Source organism: Thalassotalea euphylliae (assembly GCF_003390335.1).
Lineage (GTDB): Bacteria > Pseudomonadota > Gammaproteobacteria > Enterobacterales > Alteromonadaceae > Thalassotalea_F > Thalassotalea_F euphylliae_B.
On record NZ_QUOU01000001.1, the window covers coordinates 4,086,934 to 4,104,912 of the forward strand.

Sequence of the window (17,979 nt, forward strand, 5' to 3'; positions counted from 1 at the left end):
TTAGTCAATTAACGCTTGATTTGTAACTCTCTAAACTTCATGTAAAGCAGTTTAACGCGATCGTATTCAAACGCTGAGCCGGTTTGGTAATACATAAATGGCACATTTGCTCGCGCGTCAATGCTTCGCAAACTATCAAGTATCAACTCTTCTTCGGGGGTTAGTCCTAGCTCACTCACTAACGCTTTGTAAGCCAGTGTATCTAAACCAAGGCCAGTAGCGTCGCGCACTGAAGATGGGCCGAGCAACGGCAACACTAAATAAGGGCCCGAGCCTACACCCCAGTAGCCAAGTGTTTGCCCAAAATCTTCATTTTGCTCTGCTATCCCCATGCTCGAGGCGACATCGAACAAACCGGCTAACCCGATAGTAGAATTTAGCGTAAATCGACTGAATGTCGTTAGTGCAACGTCGAACTTGAGCTGTAATAAGGCGTTAGCCAAGGTTGGTAACTCACCTAAATTACTGAAAAAGTTATTCACTCCGCGTTCAACCGGATCCGGCGTTATCGCCTTGTAGCCAGCAACTACTGGCAGTAGCACATATTCATCGGCTTTAGCATTGAAGTAGTACATGCGCCTGTTGAAACCTTCAAATGGATCTGCATAGCGCTCGAATAACGAGTGTTCTTTGATGTCCTCAGCAATTTCTACTCTAGGGGGCAGCGCGTCTTGGCTTAACTTGGGCTGTGCTGAACACGCACTCAGTAAAATGGCGATAAACGCAGAGCATACAAATTTTGTGCGTTGGCCTAATTGGCTTCTTTGGCTTTGCTGGCATAACTGACTCATGGCTACTGCACCCCATTAAACTGATTGCGCATATAGGCAACAAAACTCTTGCGATCCATATTGCCGCAGTGGCCACCTCGCTCGAATATTTGCGCGCGCGCGCCGAACACACGGCGCAGATAATCAACTTCGCCAGCCTGCAAAATAATATCATCCGCATTAGTGACGACACTGATCTTTTCAGCAGCGCTTAAATAGTTTTCTATCGCCACTAAACCGAGTCGAGCGATCATATCTTCTCGGGTGACACTGGGTTCCAGCTTTTGCGTCCATGGCAACATGTGTTGATCAAAATAACGAGTAAAGGTGATATCGTCGGCTCGGTGCATCGAATGGGTAATGCTTTCAAACTTGTTAATTGGATGATTTTTATAGATCAAAGCACCAATGTTGTACGTTGCATCAATCGCAAACATCATATCGGCTGATGACATGCGAAACGATGCACCGATCAAGAGTTTCAGCTCTGCTTCACTCATGTTGGTACCGGCGAACAGCGAGTAAATACTGTCAGCGGTTAATTCTGAAGATTCTTGCAAGGCGTACTGCTCGGCTAAACGCTCAAAAATACGCTCGACCATAGCCACGGCATTAGCTCTGTTGTGCTCTAAATCCAAGTAGCTGTCGAGGATCTGTACCGAGTTGTACAGACTTACCGGCGGGTTAATCAGGACGACCTTTTCAAAATTAAACACTTGCAATTTCTCATCTAAACGAGAAATAAAAGCAGAATGCGCACCTCCCAGACTATACCCTGTCAAAGAAAAGCTCGTCGCTTGCAAATTGTGGCTAAGTTGTAGTTGCGCGTAAATAGACTCCATTTTGGCATAAAGTGACTTCGCATCTTTGGCTAAATCCCCGACCATATCGGCACGTGTTGTAGCATTGATAATGTAGTTTGGGTAGGTCGGCGAAGACAGCGAGACGACGTGATAACCTTGACTAAACAAGGTTTTTTGCAATGTCACCATTTTAGGGCTGTTGTGAGCAGCTCCAGTGCCTGCAATCACAAACGCAAGTGGCGCAGCACTCGGTTGCTGATTCAGGGTATAAGCGAGCTTTTTATTGAACCAAAACACCTCTGGAATTTGTTCCAATGGGCGAAATTCCAAAGACATAGTTTTCGAGGGAATATCTGCGGGTAATTGCGCAGCCACTTCTTGACAGTAGCCAGTCACCGTTGCTTGATATTTGGTGTATGGCAAGGCACAAACTTTTTGCTGTTGAGCATTTGCAATTGCCGCACTTTCCTCATCCGGTGTTTGACTGCAGCCGATGACTGCAAATACCAACGTTAGCCATAGTAGGTGTCGCACATATCCCCCTCAGTGATCATTGACTCGCGCGAGCACTAAACTTAGCAGAATTCACCGCGTAAACGTAACAAAATATTAATGATACTGAGTTTGAAGGTAGATTAACTGAGTAATTTACGTCTGCCCGCTCAAAATTTCCTACGCTTGAAAAAATAGTGACTATACTCGTTTAAAAATAACAAGAGTAAACACTACCAAGCGAAATTAGTGTGATGCGATGAAGAGCGATATCAACATCGGTTGCAGTAAAGGCTAATTGACAATTGAAGTATCTAGGGAGAAGGTATGCCTAAGCGTTTGTTTACCTCAGTAATTTGTCTCTTTTTTGCCACACTTGCAGGAAGTGTGGCGGCCAATCATGCGACGGGAAATAATGTCGCCGATAGTAATACAACGAGCCACCAACAAGTCCAAACAGGTGTTGCAAACGAACATGCCTATGAACTTAGTTTAAAAGCCGTGGCCTTAGCCAACTACTCCTCAGCACACTATGCTGAAATACCTGAATTTACTGCCAATGCTCAGTTTTTATCACCTGCGATAAGCGCCTATTCATTTATGAATTTCCCTTCAACACAGGAGTTATCCCTTGCTCAACGGTCAGCGACGACTGGCAGTGCAAACGAACACAGCATGGCATACTTGCAAACCAGTTACGTCATTGCTTCTTTTCGCTCCTTGGACATTGCACTTTCCGCAAAAATTGAGCAGTTAGACACGACTACAGCGACCTACTATTACCCCATCGATCCAAAGCAGTTAGCAACCCAATATGTGATTCGCAAAGATATTACGAGTACGACGCTGGGCATCATTGGCAATTATCAGTTAACGCCTAACTGGTCAATTATCGGCGCCTTAACCACTACAACCGTAGGCGATGAAACACGGTTGACAACGCCAAGTGCCGACGACCTAGCGCATATGGCATTGATCGGTGCGACCTATTCGTTTTAATGTATTTTTAAAGCCACGACACTGCTAGAGAGCGCAGCTCAACTTGAGGCGCTGCCCGCTTAAAAACAAGCGCTGTATGTTAACCTCAGGTTTGGGTAAGAAATAGTGAATAACAATTAATTCAAATACTTATGTTCATCGCTATCTCCTAGCGAGAAATTTTTGCTGATACCAAGGCAAATTTGCGCGTCAATAGCTGGCCTATTGCAAGTAAGTTTAACGCTGGTAGCAGTAAAAATAGCCGCTAGAAGCACATTAGTTATCCAGAGCGGAGGTTATGTTAGGTGTGGGGTGACAAACTAAAGGTTAGGGCTTCTTGTTCATCAGAAAACTTTGTTTTAATCTCGCGAATTTTAGGTAGGCATGCAAGAAATTCGGGGATCAGGCTGGGATCAAAGTGTTTTCCCGCTTGCGCTTGCAGAAATTCAACTACGGCTTCTTCAGACCAAGGTTTTTTATAAGGTCGCGTCGAAGTGAGCGCATCAAACACATCCGCAATCGCAACAATCCGGCCACTCAGTGGAATTTCTTCGCCTTTTAGGCCATTTGGATAACCCGTACCATCCCATTTTTCATGGTGTGTGAGGGCAACTTCGCGAGCTAGCGAGAGTAACTCAGAATTGTGATTACTTAAAATGTCAGCACCGAACTCTACGTGCTTTTGCATAATTAGCCATTCATCATGATCCAACTTACCCGCTTTTAGCAATACGTGATCTGGAATACCTATTTTGCCAATGTCATGCATTGGTGCTGCATTAAACAATAATTCTGTCCATTGTGGATCGGCCCCTATTTGCTCCGCCAAAAAACGTGAATAATGGCTCATACGAATAACGTGCATACCCGTTTCGTTGTCTTTGTACTCAGCGGCTCTTCCCAAGCGCTTGATGATCTCGTGGCGAGTTTCCTCTATTTCCAGCGTACGCTGTTTAACTTGCGCAGCGAGCACTCGCTGCTGGTCATATAAGGCCAAATGGGTGCGAATTCTGGCGAGTACTATTGGCATACTTACCGGCTTGGTAATGTAATCAACTGCGCCCAGTTCAAAGCCTCGTTGCTCATCTTCTGCTTCACTTTTGGCGGTCACGAAAATAACGGGAATATCACGTGTGATAGGACTGGCTTTAAGCTGTGCACAAACTTCATAGCCATCCATTTCCGGCATCATAATATCGAGTAAGATCAGATCAGGCTTTTGCTTACCTGCTGCGATCTTCAACGCTAACTTACCAGAGACAGACGCTTTAACCTTATAGTGCGGACGCAAAATACCTGATAGTACATCGATATTATCGGGGTTATCGTCAACGACTAAAATGGTCTGGAGATCAGTTTCGGTCATTAGTTTTCTGCTTTGCATTCCATAAGTTTGCACACTCGCTTACTAATTAGCCTACCGTATTCCTCGTATTTATCAAAGATACTCGCAAGTATTTACTAAATTTATCAATATAGCACTCATACTAATCTAGATAATATCAGACCCAAGTTAGCGCTATTTCTATTCATTACGCTCATCAAGTGGCATTGCTTGTTGTATTTCAGGCACAAAAAAGGGGTGAACGTGTCACCCCTGATGCTCAATAGCTTGCGGTGCTAATCCAACGTAGCACCCATTGCGTTGTTCTAGAACAACTCGTCTTCAATATCGAATAATACGTCACTTGCTTGACGTGCAGTTTCGATTAAAGACATGCGGCGCGGTAAGATACGTGCAAAATAGTATCGTGCCGTCTTAACCTTTGACGTGTAGAAATCGTCACCACTGTCAATCTTAGCTAGTGCCGCTTTTGCTTGCATGGCCCACAAGTAAGCCATCGCGGTGTAACCGAACACGTGTAAGTAGTCGTTTGCCGCTGTCCCTAAAATGTTAATGTCATTTTGGCTTTGCTCAATAAGGTGCGCAGTTAATGACTCTAAATCACCTAGTGCTTCCGCTAGTGGCGCAATAAATTCTTGTAGGTCCGCTTGTGAATTTTCAGCAATAAACGCTTTTACTTCTTGAGCAAACGGTTGGAAAAGTGCACCTTTTGAAGCGACAACTTTTCGTGCTAACAAGTCCATTGCTTGAACGCCATTAGTGCCTTCGTAAATTTGCGTAATACGAGTATCGCGAACAAGTTGCTCTTGTCCCCACTCACGAATGAAGCCGTGACCACCGAAAACTTGCTGACCTGCAATCGTTGATTCTAAACCAAGATCAGTGAAGAAAGCTTTGGCAATAGGCGTTAGCAGCGCAACTAGTGCTTCACTCTCTTTTTGGGCTTCGCCTTCGCCGTATGCTGACGTATCAAGTTTCATTGACACATATGAAGACAGCGCACGAGAACCTTCAGTTAGTGCTTTCATGTTTAATAACATGCGACGAACATCACCGTGAACCATGATAGAGTCCGCAGGTTGTTCTGGTGACTTAGCACCTGTTAGCGCACGACCTTGTAAACGCTCTTTTGCATATTCAACGGCATTTTGGTAGCTGCGTTCAGCAGCGGCCATACCTTGAATACCAACACCAATACGCTCGTAGTTCATCATAGTGAACATACAGGCTAAGCCTTTGTTCAGCTCGCCAACAAGGAAACCTTGAGCATCATCAAAGTTCATCACACATGTTGCTGAGCCGTGAATACCCATTTTGTGTTCAATCGAACCACAACTAACGCCGTTTGGCTCAGCTAAGCTACCATCGTCGTTAACATTGATTTTAGGTACTAAGAATAATGAAATGCCACGAGGGCCAGCAGGAGCATCGGGGAGTTTAGCCAATACTAAGTGAACAATGTTTTCGGCTAAATCGTGTTCACCTGCGGTGATAAAGATTTTGTTACCCGTAATGCGGTAACTACCATCTTCTTGTGGGATCGCTTTTGTGCGGATCATGCCAAGGTCAGTACCTGAATGTGCTTCTGTTAAACACATTGAGCCTGTCCAATCACCGGCATACATGCGAGTTAGGTATTTTTCTTTTAACTCATCACTACCGTGCTTGGCTAGAGATAATGCAGCACCTGCAGTCAGCGTTGGGTAAAGTGAGAAAGAAATATCAGCTGAACACATCATTTCTTCGTGTAAACCAGTAATGGTTTTTGGCATCCCCATGCCGCCGTACTCAGGATCACCACCTAACGCAGTCCAGCCACCTTCAACGTATGTTTGGAAGGCTTCTTTATAACCCGTTGCCGTGGTGACGTTACCATTGTCAAAGCTGACACCTTCTTCATCACCAACACGCAATAATGGCGCAATTTCTTGCTCAGCGATTTTTGCACACTCTTGTAAGATGGCATCAGCTGTATCGCGGTCTACTGTTTCAGCAAGTGCAGGCAAGGACTGCCATAGCTGATCCGCTTTTAGCACATCATACAAAATAAAACTCATGTCTTTTAACGGCACTTGATATTCAGCCACAGTACACCTCGATAATATTAAACAAGCAATTTAAACACGCGTTTAAATATAGTGAATTCATACTGAAAGTAAAGTAAAACTGCAAAAAATACTGGTTTTTGGCACCGCCACATAATTCGCGCTATAGTGCCCCTAGCTGACTGTTTCAATCTAGGTAAGGCGCTTTGCAAAAACGACTATTACTTTTAGCCATTTGTTTTTATGGGCTTGCGGGCCTTGCAGCCGCTGAGCAAACAAGCTTCAATAAGCGCGAGCGTGGCGACAACTATGAATTTAGCTATCAGTGGCGCGACCATAACCAGCAGCCTCAGGCCATGCAATTCTCATTGTCGAAACAAGCGCTGTTTTCACCCTTTCGCCGCTTTAGAGCATACAACACTGACATTGCAGCCCAGCACGTACAACGTCAAATTCGCCAATACCTCAAGCAAAACCCAATAGCCGGGGTCAACGTTACATTCGGCAATGCACTAAGTGATATTCGCCTTAGCGGACGAAACCCACAAGACGTTAATCACGCAAGTGAGGTTATCAAGGCGCAAGAGCTTACTTTTTTCAACGAATACCTGCGCAGTCAGTATTATCATCAATTTACCGACCATTCAGGCACCGCAGGCATAAAGCCAGATCATGTAAGAATTGCGCGCGATTCTGTGCAAACATTGGCTCCTACCAAGCCCATCATTTTAGACATTGTAAATGTCAAAAATATCCGTTTGGTCACCAATTATGTGTTGGGGTTTGTGCAAAACATCCCGTACTCGCCGCTAGCGTCACGGTTAACGTCATCTGGTGCTGGCTTTAACGTGCCCACCAAAGTGCTATGGGAAAATCAGGGGGATTGCGACAGTAAAATGACTTTAACCATCGCGATATTACGGGCCTTAATGCCACGTATTAACATGGTGATGGTGTATATCGATCAGCATGCGTTCATCGGGTTAGAAATGCTGCCAGAGGCAGGCGATGTGACCCTCAATTATCGCGGTCGTACTTTTGTGCTAGGTGACCCAACGGGGCCACGCCTAATGCCACTGGGGCAATTGTCATTTGAAGCGGAGCAAGCCGTCAGAGCCAAACACTACACCGTTGAGTTATTTGAATAAATCAATTTGGCAAACACTGCCCTAGCTATACAGTACCTTTAGTTGAAGTAGCTATGTTTAAAGTGGCAAGGTAAACATTCAGGAATTGATTTCACTGAGTGATAACACGTCCACGATGCTTTGACTCAGCACCTCAGCACTGACAGGTTTGGCGATATGAAGGTTCATGCCCGCGGCAATACTTGCCGTTTTGTCTTCCGAACGAGCATGCGCGGTCATCGCGATAATGGGTAAAGTGTCAAACTGGCTTTGCTCGCGAATTTTTTGCGTTGCCGTCAAACCATCCATTTCAGGCATCTGTATATCCATTAGCACAACATCAAAGACGTGTTCAGCAAGTAACGCCAGCGCAACCAGGCCATTTTCGGCAACGATCACCTGTGCGCCCATCGATGCGAGTAACTCTTTTGCAACCATCTGATTCACGATGTTGTCTTCTACTAACAAGACATTTACGTTGGCGAGTGTTCCCGCAAGTGGCGCATCGACTTTACTTGCGCTTGCTGTAGCGGAAGGTTTGGTAGCTGGCCCCGTTTTTAGCGCATTATCGTTGTTGCCACTAACGCCATTAGGCGTAGTTGATTCAGGCTGATTTTCAGCACTTTTATTGGCCAACATAGCGCGGGTATTGGCACCTAACAATAAATGTTGGTTAATCTTGGTCAATGTGTGTCGGTAAAGCGGATTGTCGAACAATAAGTAAGGCGTGTTTAGTTCACTCAATTGGCTAAACAAGGTTTCTGAAATACTTGCCATTATCGGCTGGCAAAGGCCAATAAGCGCGACATTGGAACAGCGGGACTCTATCGCGGCTAAGTTAAATGGCTGATGGCTTGGTTCGTCGTTCAGCTGTTCACCTTCGGGCTTATTGCCTGCCAATGTATCGGTTTTTACCAAAATAACAATGTCGCCAGAACTTTCCAGCGTATCTAATTGAGCAATATTTTCTAGCGCCTGATAACGCCAGTGATAGCTTTGAATCGCGTGTTGTACAGACGACGGCAGCGTAAAGCCCAAAGTGACAATCGTCACCATTGAACGAAGCTCTTGCTCATTTTCAGGCGCTAAGCGCAGCGGAATAACAAAGCTAAACTCGCTGCCCTTTGCTGGCGTTGAGTTCACTTTTATCTGGCCACCAAACAATCCCACGATTTGCTGGCTAATGGAAAGCCCTAGCCCAGAGCCGCCGTACTCTCTCGTCATTGAAGCATCAGCTTGCATAAAGGCGTCAAATAGCTTCGCTTGTTTTTCTTTGGCAATACCAATGCCTGTGTCGGCAACCACGAATTTTAACAAGACATTTTTTTCGTCTTTACCGGCCACGTTAACCGTTAATGACACCTTACCTTTGTGCGTAAACTTCACCGCATTATTGATCAAATTAGTCAGCACTTGCGTGAGTCGCATTTCATCCACTACCACATGGCTAGGAATGTCGGCATCCAACTCCACTAAAAGTGCTAAACCTTTTTGATGAGCAGCTAACGTGTTGAGCTGTAATACACGCTCAATCACACCATCAAAAACCGTATCATTTTCATTGAGCCTGAGCTTGCCAGCTTCTATTTTTGATAAATCAAGTAGTTCATCAATCAAGTGCAACAGTGCCGAAGAAGCATTTTGCGCGTTCGATAAATATTGTTGCTGAAACGCACTCAACGATGTTTTTTGTAATAACGCCATCATCCCTTGTATGGCATTGATCGGTGTGCGAATTTCATGACTCATATTGGCGAGAAATTGGCTTTTTGCTTGGTTGGCTTGCTCAGCTTGATCTTTTGCGGATTGCAGCGTCGACTGCACTGCGGTTTGCACTGAAACATCGCGCAGAATTGCGATTGAGCCTAGCGACTGCCCGGCATCGTTAAAGTAGCGCGTACAAAACACTTCATAAGTATCACCGCTGGTTTCAACAATATCTTGGTAACCAAAAAAGCTTTGTGCTTGCGGTAAGTTGCTCGCAAACTTTTTCAATGTGTGCAGGATTGGCGGTAACAATAAGGTGTGAATATCCTGACCCAGTAACTGCGCTTCCTGTTGGCCAATGTAACGCTCAAACGATTTGTTACAGCCCGTCAATAAGTCTTGATCATCATAAAAAATAATATATTCGGGGATCCCGTTTATCACCGAGCGCAATAATACATAGGCGCTGCGCTGCTCTTCACTACGCTCAATTAAGGCTTGTGTTTTTTCTTCGACGCGAGAATCTAATTCGGCGTTTTGCTGTTTAAGTTGTAGCAGTAAGCTGCTGTTCTCACTAAAAATATTTTCCACCAAACGAAACCAAGGCAGCCACTCTTTTGTTGGCTTGACCACACCCGGACTCCCTTGTGCGCAGTATTCAATATGGCTAATAAACTCGGTTGCAGGTTTGATAAACGTTTTACGTGTCATCACATAAACTAAACCAAGAAACACCATTAAACCGACAATAAACAAGAGCACAGTATAAATAATGCGGTTTTGCAATTGCTGCGCAAAATCGCTGTAAGGTTGGTAGTGGATCAAACTCCAACCGTTTATCGCTAAATGCTGCTTTTGCAACAACCAATCTCGGTAAATGAACTCCCCTTTAAAGCTCATTAAATTGGCCTGAGTTAACGTTTGTAGGCCATCGGGGACAATATCTCGCCACTTACTATTTGCCGTCAGCTCCCGCTCTTCCGCCACTTGATGCACCAATGCGCTGCCTTGGCGATTAACCAAGACGTAACCATGCCCGGGAGTATCAACTTGAGGTAATTTTTGCTGCAAACTTGCCAAATCAACGTCGATAACCAGTGCCCCTTTAAAACTTCCCGTCAGGAAAACGCCGGTGCCAATTGCCGCTTTTAGCCCCTTGCCAGCGGCATCTTGATAAGGTTGCGACCAAAAAAATGGCTCTCCGGCGAGGTTTTGTTGGCGCACCTGCCAAACAAATGTTTCGTTGAGCATGTGATCCGAATAACGCCAAGCTTGGTGGCCAATCCACGGAAAAATACTGACAAAGCGGTTGAGTGAAAGGTAGTAAAACCAAGTAGCGTCTGGATTATTGTGGCTAGCGGTGACAAACCCCGGTGTCAGCGCGCTAGCCATTGCTAACTCCTGCCACATGGCATTGTCGAACTCAGCTATTTCACCGCGCCCGGTAATGTTACCTTGCAGTCGCTTGCGATCTTTTAGCTCATCTCGAACGGGGCGCGCTAAGTAGTAGCTGTCGCCGTCTTGCACAAGTGATGGCCGTTTAGTGTGTAGCTCTTTGGGATGGCTCAAATAATACTGAGCAAATTGCTTTAAGCCCAACAAGCTTTGCTGGCTTTGCGCCAAACTGTGATTGATCATTTCAGCTTGCTCTGCCAACGCCTGTTGGCTGCGCGTTAGTTGCGAAGCAAGCTCGTGCTGATAGCGATATGCACCACCGCCAATGGCGATGCAAGCCAACAAAATAAACAGTGTAAATACCGCGAAGTTATAACGACTAAATAAATTTACTGGTGAGATGTTTCGGTTCACTGAGCTGTCTTTACGATGCAAAACAATATCTTTGGCAGTATATACGTAACTCAGCTATGACGCACGACTAATGCGTATCAAGGGAATGTGCAAAGCACAAAAAAATAGCCGACAACTGTCGGCTATTTACTCGTCATTGTTGTTTTTGATTTATCTTAAAAATAAACCGCGAAGCGCTTTAAACATAAAATCACGATACTTCAAGATATAGCGATTCTTAGGCAACCAAGCTTTTGAATGCAAAACAGTTTTGGCTTTGGAGAAGGTTAAGAAGCCTTCGTGACCATGGTAGTGACCAATGCCGGAATTCCCTACGCCACCAAATGGGGCATCATCGGCCATTACGTGCATTGCCGTATCGTTAATTGACACACCACCACTGTGGGTGTTTTTCAAAATATGGTCAATTTTCTGTGCATCTTTCGACATGATATACAGCGCTAATGGACGCGGACGGTCATTGATAAAGCTGATGACTTCACTAATGTTTTGGTACGTTTTAATGGGCAAAATAGAACCAAAAATTTCTTCTTTCATGACCTGCATATCATCATGCACATTCGTTAATAGGTGTGGGTAGATCAGGCGGCCATCACCTTCTTGTCGCTCTTTAACGGCATGAATATTAGCACCCTCTGCTTTCGCATCTTCGAGAAAACGCTCGATACGAGCAAATTGGCGGTCACTGACAATATGCGTTTGGGTGTTATTGTTTTTCGTTTCAAAGTGGTACTCGCGGTAGCGCTTCACAAACGTTTCAACAAATTCTAACTCTCGGCTTTCCGGTACGAATACGTAATCAGGCGCAACACAAATTTGTCCAGAGTTCGTTGACTTGCCGACGATGACGGCGTCTACGGCAATGTTCATATTCGCCGTTTCATCAATGATCGTCGGTGACTTGCCGCCCATTTCTAAGGTGATCGGGGTTAAGTTCTCCGCAGCCGCTTTCGCCACCATGCGACCAACATTCGTTGAACCGGTGAAGATTAAGTGATCAAATGGTAATGCCGAGAATGCTGCACCAACATCGGCTTCACCTTCGATAATACTGATGTGATCACTGATCACAGAGACCACTTTGCGCAATGCTTGGTTAGCGTGTGGCGTGAACTCACTCATCTTGATCATGACACGGTTACCTGCAGCAATCGCTTGAATCGCTGGGCTAAGTGCAAGGAAAATAGGGAAGTTCCATGGTGTGATAATACCGACAACACCAAGTGGTTGGTAATGCACTCTAACGGTTGACGGGGCCAACATTAAACCTGCGTGACGCTTTGACGGTTTCATCCACTTCTTAACGTTTTTCAGTGAGTAGTTCACCGCCATAACCGTTGAGAGTAAATCAGAAATTAAGGTATCAAACTCACTGCGGTAACCGTAGTCTTGCTTGAGCGCGTCGTAAATCTCTTGCTCATGCGCAATCAATGATTTTTTCAGTGCTAACAAAACATCTTTACGCGCTTGTAAACTTGGGTACGGTGTTTGTTTAAAGTTTGAGGTCATCGCCTCAAAGTCATTATTAAGCTGAGCTAGGTTATCTTGATGCTCGGCAAGGTTTGCAACATTACTCATAATATTCTCCACTCACGGTAGCTAAATCTTGAATTCTTTTAACTTCAAATAGTTAATTCTTAACAGCAACAACACTGTCGATAATTATGCTCATCTCCCTACGAAACTGATCACGAGATGACTCTTCCAGTAACAATCCTTTGCCTGCGGCAATCAAAGTAAACGCGATACCATCAGCATGTTCATCGGATACTAAGTGATGGCGCGCTAAAAAATCAGCAAGTCGCGTTTTTAAACGCAATGGCCAATCGTCCCCTGAGCACTTTTCTGACTGAAATACATCGTCTAGTATTTCAGTACCATGCGAATTACTGACGATTTCGATCGCATCACCGATAAAGATGTCAAACACTTGATGCAAGGTTTGCAGTGGTGGCTGTTGATCATTAGTTAACGCCGCAAATATTCGGCCATACATCACCGAAAGGTAGGTATCTATTGTCCATTCATGACAACGTTTTTTAGAGCCAAACTTTTTATAAATCGACTGTCTTGACACTCCCGCGGCATTGGCAATTTCTTCCATCGATGTTTTGCGGACCCCATAACGGGCAAATGTTTCCAGAATATTTCTGGCACTTTCTTGTTCTTTAGTAAGTACAGCAGACAACGTCTAACCCTCAATAGATTACAGACATAAATAACAAATTTGACGGTGGCTAATAATACACCACAATAAGGACATGTCAACCAAAGGATTACAAAAAGAATTAAATATGTAAACATTGTCAAATGTAATTGAGCTAATTAAAAGCGATACCGCGCTCTTCAAAAAGCTAGCTTTAGTAGTAATTCAAAGCTAATTAACTGTTTATGCGATAAATTTAAAAGCTAAAAGCAGGCAGACAAAACCCTGTGAGGTTGGTTATGCTAAATTCGCTGGCTTGACGAGGATCACGCAAACTTCTGTATTGTTAACTTTTTCTCGCAAGAGGAAACCAATATCGGGTAGCTTGTTATGCCAAGCTGCCTAAAGTTTTATGTATATTGCATGCCGGAGAGATTACACACGGGAAATAATGCGTGCCGAATATAACGAGGAGATTAAAGTATCAATAGTTTTTATCGACTTTTATTCATGCTAACTATCTTGCTTGTTTGCCAGCATGGTCTTGCCAACAATGATGATTATCAAAGTAAAGAATATTGGCAAACGCTGGCTGATCGCATTAAAGAAGATCCTAACCTTGTTATTAAAAAAGCGCGCCGTTTGCAACAACAGTTTAAGCAAGAGCATCAACGCTATAACGAGCTGCAAGCTATGGCAGTATTGAGTAGCGCCTTGGTTGCAACCAGTCAACTTGATCACGCAGAAATGGTCATTAACGAAGGGCTAGCGCGCGTTGACCACGCAGGCTCAAGCTGGCTCAAACTGCAATTTTTACGTGATCAAATCTTGCTAGCTCATGAACGTGGCCAGTGGCAGCAGGTGATCGTACTGTCATCTCACGCATTAGCGCTTGCTGAGCAAGCCAATATGCCACAAATGATCGCCCACTTTCTTCACAACTGAGCACGAGGGTTACGGGCGTCAAGCCAGAACCAACAAGCATTAGCAGACATGCTAGCGGCTTATCAAATTGCCAAAGCGCACGATATGAAGCTCATTTTAGCGGAAATCGTGAATAGCATTGCCTTGGTGCATCAAAATCTTGGTCAATTTGATGAAGCCATTCGTTATTTTCAAGAAGCACTGACGTTTATCGATGCCGAAAAAGACAAATTTGGCACCTCTATTTTGCTCTACAACATCGGGGCGCTTCACATATACAAACGAGACTTTGCGCAAGCCAAAGCATATTTGCAACGAAGCTTAGTATTGAGCTTAACCTTAAACGACAAAATAGGTATTGCTTACGTGCACAGCCAACTTGCCACTATTGCCTATGAAAGCGGTGATTACCAGCGCGCCTTAAAGCACATAGAGCAATCACTGCCAGTCTTTGAACAAGCCCAAATTAACCAGTCGATCACTTTAGTTAAATTAAATTTAGCGAAAATAACGCTAGCACAAGGTGATCATCACACCGCGCTAAATATGTTGCTTGCCATTGAAAGTGACATCGCTAACTTAAACAACGATACCCATAGCAAAGGCTATTTGCTTGCTTTAGCACGCAGCTACCAACAAAGTCACCAGTTTCACCAAGCAGCTGAACAGTATGAGGCGGCCATTGCCCATATTGAAAAAACCGCGAGCAAAAACAACAAAGAATCGCTGCAGAAAATTCAAACGCAGATGAATATTCAGCACGAACAACAAAAAAACGAATTACTAAAAAAAGAAAATGAACTGCAAAAACAACGTATTGTGCAGCAAGATTTGCAACAAAAGCTAGTCTACCTTGTCGCCACCACTGTTGTGGCTTTGGTATTAGTGATGCTAGTCATTTTGTATCAGCAAATTCGATCACGTCGCAAGTTTATTCGTCTGGCACTAAGCGACGAGCTGACCGGCGCCCCTAATCGCCGCAACATTCGTGAAAAAGGCGCCGTAATGTTTACTCAAGCGAAAACAAATGCCACTGCGCTGGCGATCGCGGTGATTGATTTGGATAACTTCAAAACCATTAACGACAATTTTGGTCATGAGGCTGGCGACAACGTACTCAAAGCCTTCTATCAAGCGTGTAAACAGAGTATCAGGGCATCGGACAAGATTGGCAGAATTGGTGGTGAAGAGTGGTTATTAGTCATGCCTGCTGCGAGCGAACAAAACATCACAGATGCATTCAAGCGGATAAGACAGGCATTAAACCACCAACATATGGCCGGTGTGCCATCAACTCACCCGGTGACATTTAGCATGGGGGTGGCTGCGATAAAGGCGGATGATAATGAACTCGACGATGTGATCAGGCGCGCTGACAGCGCCCTCTATAACGCAAAAGCACAGGGACGCGATCAATTAACCCTCGCTAGCATTTAACTTTGTCTAATATGAGCGGCAATATAAGGGGCAATGGGTTAGCTAGCTTATCTACTTCGAACCAATATTGACGTCAGACTTTTTGGGTCAGGTATAGTTGATGATCACCGCTATATTTATCACAGCGCTGCGATAAATTAAAAGTTGAAAAAGAAATGACACAATCGCTGCCATTTCACGTAACGCTGGCCAAGATTGCTAATCTCGTCAGTTCGTAATACAGTCATAACACACTGTGATGTTAAATCTCCTTGTTCAAAATGCATTTATGTTAACCACAGAACTCGTTTGAGAAACAGTTTTTGCAAGGCTCTCTCACGCCATCGCACCTACCGTCACACCAAAAAATTTGCTGTTTGCGAACCACTATTTCAAGCCTCAGATACTTTTGTAATCAATTCGTTATAATTTTGTGAAGATTAGCGAGGAACAAACCTCTACTTTTATATTGCTGCTCAGCATAAAAAAATTAAGAGGAAACAGAGATGAGATTTAACAAAGTTGTAACAGGCCTTGCGTTTGGGCTCGCAGCTTCAAGCTTCGCCAATGCGCAAACAATCGATATTAGTATCACCAATTTAACACACGCACAAAACTTCACACCGCGTTTAGTGATCGCGCACGACGATACAGTTGATGCGTTTGAAGTGGGTCAACCAGCTTCAACAGCACTAGCATGGTTAGCAGAAGCTGGCGTTATTGAAGACGAACAAAATGCAGCTTCTAGCGGTCAAAACTTCGAAGCTGTGCTAGGGCCGGAAGATACTGACAATGGCTCAAACACTTGGCACCGTTTTGGTGGTTTATTAGCGCCATCAATGACGCTTAGCTACCCGTTCGATACCATGGACAAGCCTTACTTATCTTTACTATCTATGTTGGTACCAACTAACGATGCTTTCGTCGGTTTAGACTCAATCATGATCCCAACAGAGCCGGGCACCTACACTTATTACCTGAACGCATATGACGCAGGTACCGAATTAAACGACGAATTAAACAGTGCACGCACCGATGTAACCGAAGCCGGTACAGGTAATGCCTTAGGCGGCTATGGTGTACCAGGTGTTGCTGGTGGCGGTGCTTCTCCAGTGCCATTAGGCACAGGTGGCACAGGTGTTGGTGCGGTTATCGAAAATGGTCAAGTTGAAGATGGTACAGACGGCCCAGTACACATTCACCGTAACGTTTTAGGTGACACAAGCGATTCAGGTGGCGCAAGCGATCTAGACTCTACTGTACACCGTTGGTTAAACCCTGTTGCTCGCGTTACTATTACTGTACCAGCACCATAAGTTGGAGGAGTAAATCATGAGAAAGTCAACACTTAGCGTGAGACTCCTGGTTTTGTCATTGGCACTAGGCCTAGGTGGCTGTTTTGATGACGGTGACGATGGCGCTGACGGTGCTCAAGGCCCACAAGGTGAGCAAGGACCAGCAGGTCCGGCTGGTCCAGCAGGCCCTGCGGGTCAAGATGGCCAAGATGGTCAGGACGGCAATGGCAACACAGCAGTCTACACAGTACAAATTACTAACTTAACTTACGCGCAACCGTTCTCACCAGCAGCAATTATTTTGCATGAGGCCGGTTACAGCGCATTCACCGATGGTGAACCAGCGAGCGTAGCGATTGAAGAATTAGCAGAAGGCGGCAGCAACGCGAGTTTACTAAGCGAAGCGATGGGCTCTGTTTATTACCTTGACTCACAATCAGGTAGTGGCCCGATTCCACCGCGTTCAATTGGTAATACTTACACACTCGTTGTACCAGCGTTAGACGTAGATAATCTTCGCCTATCGTTTGCAACCATGCTAGTTAACACCAATGATGCCTTCACTGCATTAAATGCGATGGACGTGAGCAACATGACGGTTGGCCAAAGCGCAAGCTTTATGACACCAACATGGGACTCAGGCACAGAAGCGAATACGGAAACGGCCGACACTATGCCTGGTCCTGCGGCGGCAGCAGCTGGCGGCGGCGGTGCAGCAGCTGGTTTCGATGCAACGCGTGATGACTTATTTGATCGCGTACACTTCCACCGCGGTGCAACGACCAGTGCAAACGCTACTGACCCTAGCATGGAAGGTTTGAGTACTTCTGTTCTGACAGAGGGACACCGTTGGGATAATCCAACGGCGAAAGTCACTATCACGCGTACTCGATAAACGCACTCGTTAAACCTAAAAGCGTTAACCTCAAATAATGTCTTAGCGGCATAAGTAGAATAAAAAAGGCTTCCAATGGAAGCCTTTTTTATTGCCCTATGTATTATTCACTAACACTCGTTGGTGCTTGCTCTTCAATAAACTCGGCGCGGATGGTGTGTCGATGTCGATACGGTCACAATCGTTACATAGAGCTGCTAGTGCATTGTGCAATTTATACATTTTGT

13 protein-coding genes are annotated in these 17,979 nt (G+C 44.9%); 6 read left to right on the forward strand and 7 right to left on the reverse strand.

Annotated elements, in window-relative coordinates; translation table 11 throughout:
• Positions 1–8: 8 nt before the first annotated feature.
• Entirely contained in the window at positions 9–791 is a 783-nt protein-coding gene (locus DXX93_RS17810; protein WP_116009288.1) for an MlaA family lipoprotein, read from the reverse strand.
• Positions 792–793: 2 nt separating this feature from the next.
• On the reverse strand, positions 794–2,107 hold the full coding sequence (locus DXX93_RS17815; RefSeq protein ID WP_116009289.1) for an alpha/beta hydrolase: 1,314 nt from the start codon (positions 2,105–2,107) through the stop codon (positions 794–796).
• A gap of 285 nt (positions 2,108–2,392) precedes the next feature.
• Here DXX93_RS17815 and DXX93_RS17820 point away from each other — a divergent pair, with 285 nt between their 5' ends.
• Entirely contained in the window at positions 2,393–3,064 is a 672-nt protein-coding gene (locus tag DXX93_RS17820) for a MipA/OmpV family protein (RefSeq protein WP_116009290.1), read from the forward strand.
• Positions 3,065–3,344: 280 nt separating this feature from the next.
• On the opposite strand, the gene DXX93_RS17825 is transcribed toward DXX93_RS17820, so the two are convergent.
• Together DXX93_RS17825 and DXX93_RS17830 are read right to left on the reverse strand one after the other, a co-directional pair.
• The gene (locus DXX93_RS17825) at positions 3,345–4,409 is read right to left on the reverse strand and encodes a response regulator (RefSeq protein ID WP_116009291.1); all 1,065 of its coding nucleotides are present in this window, start codon (positions 4,407–4,409) and stop codon (positions 3,345–3,347) included.
• Between the two features lie 284 nt (positions 4,410–4,693).
• Complete coding sequence (locus DXX93_RS17830) at positions 4,694–6,475, reverse strand: acyl-CoA dehydrogenase C-terminal domain-containing protein (protein ID WP_116009292.1); 1,782 nt, start codon at positions 6,473–6,475, stop codon at positions 4,694–4,696.
• A gap of 164 nt (positions 6,476–6,639) precedes the next feature.
• On the opposite strand from DXX93_RS17830, the gene DXX93_RS17835 reads away from it, so the two are divergent.
• On the forward strand, positions 6,640–7,581 hold the full coding sequence (locus DXX93_RS17835) for a hypothetical protein (protein ID WP_258872703.1): 942 nt from the start codon (positions 6,640–6,642) through the stop codon (positions 7,579–7,581).
• Positions 7,582–7,659: 78 nt separating this feature from the next.
• Here DXX93_RS17835 and DXX93_RS17840 read toward each other — a convergent pair whose 3' ends face one another.
• The 3 genes from DXX93_RS17840 to DXX93_RS17850 form a co-directional block, all read right to left on the reverse strand.
• Positions 7,660–11,076, reverse strand: coding sequence for an ATP-binding protein (locus DXX93_RS17840; protein WP_147302714.1), 3,417 nt, complete (start codon positions 11,074–11,076; stop codon positions 7,660–7,662).
• 150 nt (positions 11,077–11,226) lie between these two features.
• A complete protein-coding gene (locus tag DXX93_RS17845) occupies positions 11,227–12,654 on the reverse strand; it encodes a coniferyl aldehyde dehydrogenase (protein WP_116009294.1) in 1,428 nt (475 codons plus the stop codon).
• Between the two features lie 52 nt (positions 12,655–12,706).
• Positions 12,707–13,264 (reverse strand): TetR/AcrR family transcriptional regulator, encoded by a 558-nt coding sequence (locus DXX93_RS17850; RefSeq protein ID WP_116009295.1) that lies wholly within the window; start codon positions 13,262–13,264, stop codon positions 12,707–12,709.
• Between the two features lie 468 nt (positions 13,265–13,732).
• Between DXX93_RS17850 and DXX93_RS17855 the strand changes: the two genes are divergently transcribed.
• The 4 genes from DXX93_RS17855 (at position 13,733) to DXX93_RS17870 (ending at position 17,752) form a co-directional block, all read left to right on the forward strand.
• Entirely contained in the window at positions 13,733–14,167 is a 435-nt protein-coding gene (locus DXX93_RS17855; protein WP_116009296.1) for a hypothetical protein, read from the forward strand.
• 84 nt (positions 14,168–14,251) lie between these two features.
• The gene (locus DXX93_RS17860) at positions 14,252–15,583 is read left to right on the forward strand and encodes a tetratricopeptide repeat-containing diguanylate cyclase (RefSeq protein ID WP_181902259.1); all 1,332 of its coding nucleotides are present in this window, start codon (positions 14,252–14,254) and stop codon (positions 15,581–15,583) included.
• A 485-nt stretch (positions 15,584–16,068) separates the two neighbouring features.
• Complete coding sequence (locus tag DXX93_RS17865; RefSeq protein ID WP_116009298.1) at positions 16,069–16,878, forward strand: spondin domain-containing protein; 810 nt, start codon at positions 16,069–16,071, stop codon at positions 16,876–16,878.
• A gap of 16 nt (positions 16,879–16,894) precedes the next feature.
• Complete coding sequence (locus tag DXX93_RS17870; protein ID WP_116009299.1) at positions 16,895–17,752, forward strand: spondin domain-containing protein; 858 nt, start codon at positions 16,895–16,897, stop codon at positions 17,750–17,752.
• Positions 17,753–17,979 lie beyond the last annotated feature (227 nt).

What these genes read in the sequence shown, in the direction of transcription:
- DXX93_RS17810 (WP_116009288.1), bottom strand. Translation starts at nt 791, where the DNA reads ATGAGTCAGTTATGCCAGCAAAGCCAAAGAAGCCAATTAGGCCAACGC.
- DXX93_RS17845 (WP_116009294.1), bottom strand. Translation starts at nt 12,654, where the DNA reads ATGAGTAATGTTGCAAACCTTGCCGAGCATCAAGATAACCTAGCTCAG.
- DXX93_RS17820 (WP_116009290.1), top strand. Translation starts at nt 2,393, where the DNA reads ATGCCTAAGCGTTTGTTTACCTCAGTAATTTGTCTCTTTTTTGCCACA.
- DXX93_RS17855 (WP_116009296.1), top strand. Translation starts at nt 13,733, where the DNA reads ATGCTAACTATCTTGCTTGTTTGCCAGCATGGTCTTGCCAACAATGAT.
- DXX93_RS17865 (WP_116009298.1), top strand. Translation starts at nt 16,069, where the DNA reads ATGAGATTTAACAAAGTTGTAACAGGCCTTGCGTTTGGGCTCGCAGCT.
- DXX93_RS17870 (WP_116009299.1), top strand. Translation starts at nt 16,895, where the DNA reads ATGAGAAAGTCAACACTTAGCGTGAGACTCCTGGTTTTGTCATTGGCA.
- DXX93_RS17825 (WP_116009291.1), bottom strand. Translation starts at nt 4,409, where the DNA reads ATGACCGAAACTGATCTCCAGACCATTTTAGTCGTTGACGATAACCCC.
- DXX93_RS17860 (WP_181902259.1), top strand. Translation starts at nt 14,252, where the DNA reads ATGAAGCTCATTTTAGCGGAAATCGTGAATAGCATTGCCTTGGTGCAT.